Consider the following 4,213-nt stretch of genomic DNA (forward strand, 5'->3'; position numbering starts at 1 on the left):
CTCAGGTTAATGCAGTTGTCATATAGAAGCTGCAGAGTAGGCAGTGGCATAAGGAAACGTGCCTTCAGGGAGTACTATCAAGCAAGGAGCGCTTGAGCACCAGGGATGCATGAACAGGACGTTCATGAAGAAGGATCAGGGAGGAGTCAGTACTGCCCCGGCCAGTCATGGCCGGGGTTTTTTTTGCCTATTCGCCCATCGTGGCTGTAGTGGTCAACTAATACCGGACAGTAATTTAAGGTTTTCCTCAGCCACCATGGTGGGAAGTACCGGGGTCAGTCGGTGCTGTCAGTACCGCTTTCCGGTTTGCTGCTGCCCTGGTGGGCAAGTGGGCTGGCTTCGTCCAGGCGCGGGTGGTTGTTCTTGAAAGCCTGATGCAGGTCGGGCATGGCATCCATGGCCTGGATGGTGTGTGCCAGGGCATGCACGGCTGCCAATACGTCCTGGGTATTGCCGGTTTCCGAAATGGTGTGCATGTTGCGGATGGGGAAGCCCATGGAGGTGGCCGCGCTGTCGATGGAGGCCAGTACGCCTGCCATGCCGTCGGTGCCGGTATCTACCCCGACGATATCCCGCTGCATGGGAATGTCGTGCTCCCTGGCGGCGGTGGCAATGATGCGATTCAACTGCTCACTGGCAATCGAGCCCACCGACAGCGTGAACCCCTTGCCCATTTCCAGCGGCTGCATGCGCTTGTCGCCAATGCCGGGCGCGCCCACGTAATCGTGGTTGACGTCCACGCCGATGATTGCATCGGGCTTCAGCTCGCCCGCCATCACGCGGCTGCCGAAGCGGCCGATCTCTTCGTAGCTGGCAATCGCAAACATGACGCGAACCTTGTCGGTGCCACCGGCTTCGGCAACGAGCCGAGCGGCTTCGGCGGCGACAAAGCAGCCCAGTCCGTTATCCAGGTAGGCGCCGTAGAAGGTATTCGGGCTGAACCCCGGGCGGATGGGACGATTGAAGATGATCGAGTCGCCGGGGCGCACGCCCAGGTTGAGGACTTGCTGCTTCTTGTTCTCTCCGTGAATTTGCAGGTCCAGGTAAATTTGCTCTTTCTTGATGCCCTTGCTGCCATCACGCTGGGCCGGGTCGGAGAAGTGAATCGCGCCCAGGGCTTCCACCGTGCCGCCGTCGATGCGGCGGTAGCTGCCTGGGGCCTCTGGGTCTTCACTGAACAGGGTGACTTCATGGCCGATCAGCACGCCCGGCAGGAAAGAGTCGGTATTGATCCAGATCTTGCCGTCTTCCCCAATCGAGCGAACCTGCATGCGGATCTTGTCGGCATGGCCGATGATCATCAGCTTGAACATGTCGTCCTGGCCCGGATGCGTGTCCAGTACCACACCGGCGTTGCCCTTGAACTGATGCAGGTGCCAGCCCGCCGGGGCAAAGCTTTCGAAATAGGGCTTGAGAACGCCATAGGTCATGGCGCCCTCCAGGCCTACGGGGCTGGGCGCCGCCAGAATGTCACGCATCAGGGTGAACTGTGCGTCCGGCATGGGCTGGGTCCAGGGTGTTGCGGTATCGGTCATGGTGAAACCTCACTTACAGCGGTGGTCAGTGATGACTAGTCTGACAGATTGTGGCGTGTTCTGTCGCCAGTGGGTGGGGCAACGGCGGCGGTTGCATGCGCGCGGGATAAGCGCACCCCCGACCTAGGTGGTCATGACGCGCTGTCTGAAACACCTTACTATGATCATTAACGTATGCACGCTGATGAAACTACCATGGTATCGATGTCCTGGGAGTGTTGCCATGACGGCAGAAACGCTGGTCAGTCCTCGTTTTAAAGTTCTGTTGGCAGGGGTGTTTAGCCAGATATTGTGCATTGGTATTGCGCGATTCGCCTATACCCCGCTATTGCCCGTAATGCAGCAGCAGAGTTGGCTCAATGATGCCGATGGTGGTTGGCTGGCGGCACTCAACTATGCCGGCTACATGCTGGGCGCTGTGCTGGCCGCATCTATCCGCACCTTGCACCTGAAGGATACTCTGTTCCGGACTGGGCTCGTATTGGCGGTGCTGAGTACGCTAGGGATGGCGCTGACCGAGCACTTCTGGGTATGGGCAGGCCTGCGGTTTATCGCGGGGTTATCCAGCAGTGGTTCCATGCTGCTGGCGTCCGGACTGATTCTCCATTGGCTGATTCAGCATCATCAGCGTGGCGAGCTTGGGATCCATTTTGCTGGGGTGGGGGTTGGCATCGTGGTGGCGGCGCTGGCCGTTGAATTCATGCAAGCGCTTGCGCTGGGCTGGCAAGCCCAATGGTGGGGCTTTAGCCTGCTAGGGCTGGTGCTGCTGGTGCCCGCATGGTGCTGGCTGCCTCGCCCCGTAAAGCCGCTTCCAGGCACGTCTGAGCATGCTGCACCGGTCCGGCCGCCCAGCCGTACCTTCATGCGCTTGATGCTGCCTGCCTATTTTTGTGCCGGGTACGGTTACGTCATCAGCGCCACCTTTCTGGTCGCCATCGTCGAGCGTGAACCGCTGCTGGCGGGAGCGGGTAACTGGGCGTTCGCGCTAGTCGGATTGGCAGCGGCTCCCACTGTAATGCTGTGGGATCTGATAGCAAGGCGGATTGGCTACCTGGGCGCCTTGATCGTTGCGATGCTGGTTCAGGTCGTTGGCATTGTGCTGCCTGCCGTCAGCCCGACCTTGCCGGGCGTGCTGGTAAGCGCCGTGCTGTATGGCGGTACCTTTCTGGGCTGTGTGAGTCTGGTATTGACCATGGCAGGGCGGCTTTACCCAGCGAGCCCCGCTCGCTTGATGGGCCAAATGACGCTGGCGTATGGGGCTGCACAAATCGTTGCGCCGGCGCTGACGGGCATGCTGGCGGAAGCCTCTGGGCACTACTACCTGGGGCTTTGGTTGGCCGGTGGCTTCGTGACGACAGGGGCGTTGCTGTTGATATGGTTACGTCGCATCGACTACACGGCGCAGCGGCTGGACGCTGAGGCCAAGGCGCTGGCCGCATAGAAAAAGCGCTGGCGCGACCCAGAGATGCGTGGGCTTCGAGGGCAAAATCCTCTAGGATAGGCGCTTTTTTCTGACAGGGTAGAAGGGCATGGCGTCTTCTGGACAACCGCGTATTCAGTGGCTGGGCCGCTGGGGCTTTGTGTTGGCAGCTACCGGCTCGGCGGTAGGCTTGGGCAATATCTGGAAATTCCCCTATATCACCGGGGAGTACGGTGGCGGCGCTTTCGTGCTGGTCTATCTGGCCTGCATCCTGGCCGTCGGGGTGCCCGTGATGATGACCGAGATCGCTTTTGGTCGTCGTGGTCGCGGTAGCCCCATCGATGCCATCCGCCGGGTGGTCAGCGAATCGGGGCGCTCCTCCGGCTGGTCGTTGATCGGCTGGATGGCCATGCTTTGCGGGTTCATGGTTCTGTCGTTCTATGTGGTGGTGGCCGGGTGGTCCTTCTCCTACTTGTGGAAGATGCTCTCCGGTGGTCTGGCGGGCAGCAGCGTCGATGACATGGCGGCGATCTTTGCGGCCAACAACGCCAACCCGTGGGTGCTGGGCGGCTGGAGCACGCTGGTGACGCTGTTGACCATGCTGATCGTGGGCAAGGGCGTACAGGAGGGGATCGAGAAGAGCGTCAGCTGGATGATGCCGGGCCTGGTGCTGATGCTGGTGCTGCTGATCGTGTTTGGCGTGTTTTCCGGTGGCTTTGGTGACGCCGTCCGCTTCCTGTTCTCGTTCAATGCGGGCAGCCTGTCCAGTGCCGGTATGCTGGCGGCGCTGGGGCACGCCTTCTTTACGCTGTCGCTGGCCTCGGGGGCCATTCTCACCTACGGCAGCTATCTCCCCAAAGGGGCCTCCATCGGGCGTACCACGGTCAGCGTGGCGCTGGCCGATACCGTGGTGGCGCTGATGGCCGGGCTGGCAATCTTCCCGGTGATCTTTGCCAACGGCATGAATCCTGGCGAAGGGCCAGGGCTGATTTTCATGAGCCTGCCGCTGGCTTTCCAGGCTATGCCCTTGGGCACCCTGTTCGGTATTCTGTTCTTTTTGATGCTCTCCATGGCGGCACTAACCTCATCCATCTCGATGGTCGAAGCCACCGTCTCCTGGCTGTGCGACAACAAGGGCATCACGCGCCCGGTGGCCGCCTGGTCCACCGGGATCGTGCTGTGGCTGGTCAGCACGCTGGCGATGCTGTCGTTCAATCTGGGCGCTGACTGGACGCTGGCGGGCAGGCACTTCTTTGAG

General features: G+C 60.7%; 3 protein-coding genes. 2 read left to right on the forward strand and 1 reads right to left on the reverse strand.

The genetic code is table 11. From position 1 onward, the window contains the following. Window positions 1-275: 275 nt before the first annotated feature. Window positions 276-1,535 (reverse strand): M20/M25/M40 family metallo-hydrolase, encoded by a 1,260-nt coding sequence (locus B7L72_RS17190; protein ID WP_016914458.1) that lies wholly within the window; start codon window positions 1,533-1,535, stop codon window positions 276-278. A 223-nt stretch (window positions 1,536-1,758) separates the two neighbouring features. Here B7L72_RS17190 and B7L72_RS17195 point away from each other — a divergent pair, with 223 nt between their 5' ends. Together B7L72_RS17195 and B7L72_RS17200 are read left to right on the forward strand one after the other, a co-directional pair. Then, the gene (locus B7L72_RS17195) at window positions 1,759-2,976 is read left to right on the forward strand and encodes a YbfB/YjiJ family MFS transporter (RefSeq protein ID WP_016914457.1); all 1,218 of its coding nucleotides are present in this window, start codon (window positions 1,759-1,761) and stop codon (window positions 2,974-2,976) included. 88 nt (window positions 2,977-3,064) lie between these two features. After that, the coding region (locus B7L72_RS17200; RefSeq protein WP_081195647.1) for a sodium-dependent transporter at window positions 3,065-4,213 on the forward strand (1,149 nt) is incomplete at its 3' end.

Origin of the sequence: Halomonas sp. BC1, assembly GCF_002078135.1 — a bacterium.
In the GTDB taxonomy this organism is placed as follows: Bacteria; Pseudomonadota; Gammaproteobacteria; order Pseudomonadales; family Halomonadaceae; genus Vreelandella; species Vreelandella stevensii.